Raw genomic sequence first — 1530 nt, forward strand, 5'->3', positions numbered from 1 at the left:
AAACCTTGTAAACGCGCTCATCAAAACGAACAACCTGAGCGACCTGCCAGACAAAGCTGTATCGCGCACAAACCTCGGCGTTCCGAAGGGGGTTGATAAGCAGATGGCAAACGAGTGGGCTGTCCTGAGCGGTATCACAACAGTCACTATCGGCGACTCTCTCGGCATCAGCAGCATTGTTCGAACTGCACTAGGCACATATACGGTGAATTTATCAAAGCCGTATTCGTCAATAAATTACGCTGTCATGGGACGATTCATACCGTTTGACAGCACTGATTCTTTAGCTTATCGCGGGCATGATCTAAATGTGACAAATCAAACAACGAGTTCATTCACGCTGTCGTGCCCAGCTGATTACGGTGCTGATTATCGATTGAGAGATGCATCAGAATTAAGTTTTGCCGTATTTGGAGCTAAACCATGATTATCATTTTCGAAATGGACAGTGGCGTGTGCACTCTCACCAAAGGGATCGATAACGGACTAACGCTGCTGGAAACCGGTCAGAGGGATGTGCCAGCTGGGATTCAATTCTGGATTGTTGACCCATCAGAACTGCCACTGGATGAGCCAACTGAGTCGTGGGAACTTGATGTCGCAGCGTTGGGCGAACCTGCCGGAGTTGGTGGGACGTATGTTGAAAAATCGGAGGAGGAACACGAGTGATTAAGATTAACCAAGATAAACGAAAGACAGTGATTGCCGATCAGGTAAGGCTGCTGCGCGACCAACTGCTAACAGAATGCGACTGGCGTGCGTTGCCAGATTCACCAGGCGACAGAGTCGCCTGGCTGGAGTATCGCCAGCAGTTGCGAGATATAACGCAACAGGCTGGCTTCCCTGATAACGTTACTTGGCCTACACCTCCAGCGGTGTAGGCTGATAAGTCCCACCGTACCCCGATGGTTCACCCAATACCTCGGGTTCGATAACGTAATCATCAGTAATGATTGATGCGTCTACGATCCAGAATGGAAGACCATCAGGAACATCCTTTTGCCCGATTTGTAGAATCGTCAGGCTGATGTTGGGCGCTGCCGCCATAATGGCGGCAGATCCATCTAATTCAAAAACGATGACTTGCATTACATACCTCCAAAAAATATGGCATTAACTTCGGAGCTGTCATAAACACCGGCGTTAGTTCTAATGTACATAGTCATGTTATTGACTGTTTTTAGTGGGTCTCCTGAGGTAGTGGTAGTGGACATCATCACTACGGGAGATGCGCTGCCTGTAGTAGCACCGTCCCCAAAAGAGAGACTAGGCGCATAGTTGTTATTTGCCATCGGATTGGTGAAGTTAATTTGATATTTCCCTGTACTCAATCTAGTTACCGAACTCACGTTGTACGCACTTTTAATCGTGACTGGAGTAATGCCGTTGAAATTCACCCAGGCCGTGCAGAGTGCAGGGTTAGATGGCTGTACTGCGCTAACGATACGTGAGTCGTCACCTGCAGCGACAGTTCCAGCAGTTGTGCCTACGTTCTTTGAAGCGGCATTGCCGAAGGTTGCTGGCAATCCT

Annotated in this window: 4 protein-coding genes and 1 pseudogene; 3 read left to right on the plus strand and 2 right to left on the minus strand. The window is 48.7% G+C overall.

The window, feature by feature from the left end; genetic code table 11:
- The 3 genes from M989_RS25865 to M989_RS26505 all read left to right on the plus strand — a co-directional run.
- Positions 1 to 427, plus strand: a 427-nt coding sequence (locus M989_RS25865; protein WP_167351054.1) for a hypothetical protein, incomplete at its 5' end; no start/stop codon positions are given.
- Positions 424 to 669 carry a hypothetical protein gene (locus tag M989_RS10770; protein WP_064545096.1) on the plus strand — a complete coding sequence of 82 codons (246 nt, stop codon included), beginning with the start codon at positions 424 to 426 and terminating at the stop codon, positions 667 to 669. The genes M989_RS25865 and M989_RS10770, both read left to right, overlap by 4 nt.
- Positions 670 to 698: 29 nt before the next feature.
- A complete protein-coding gene (locus tag M989_RS26505; RefSeq protein WP_425337846.1) occupies positions 699 to 881 on the plus strand; it encodes a tail fiber assembly protein in 183 nt (60 codons plus the stop codon).
- Here M989_RS26505 and M989_RS10780 read toward each other — a convergent pair.
- The gene (locus tag M989_RS10780; RefSeq protein ID WP_064545100.1) at positions 862 to 1089 is read right to left on the minus strand and encodes a hypothetical protein; all 228 of its coding nucleotides are present in this window, start codon (positions 1087 to 1089) and stop codon (positions 862 to 864) included. The genes M989_RS26505 and M989_RS10780 overlap by 20 nt on opposite strands.
- A pseudogene (locus tag M989_RS25870) lies at positions 1089 to 1530 on the minus strand (hypothetical protein); the annotation flags it as partial. The pseudogene M989_RS25870 and the gene M989_RS10780, both read right to left, overlap by 1 nt.

The organism is Kluyvera georgiana ATCC 51603 (assembly GCF_001654985.1).
GTDB lineage: Bacteria > Pseudomonadota > Gammaproteobacteria > Enterobacterales > Enterobacteriaceae > Kluyvera > Kluyvera georgiana.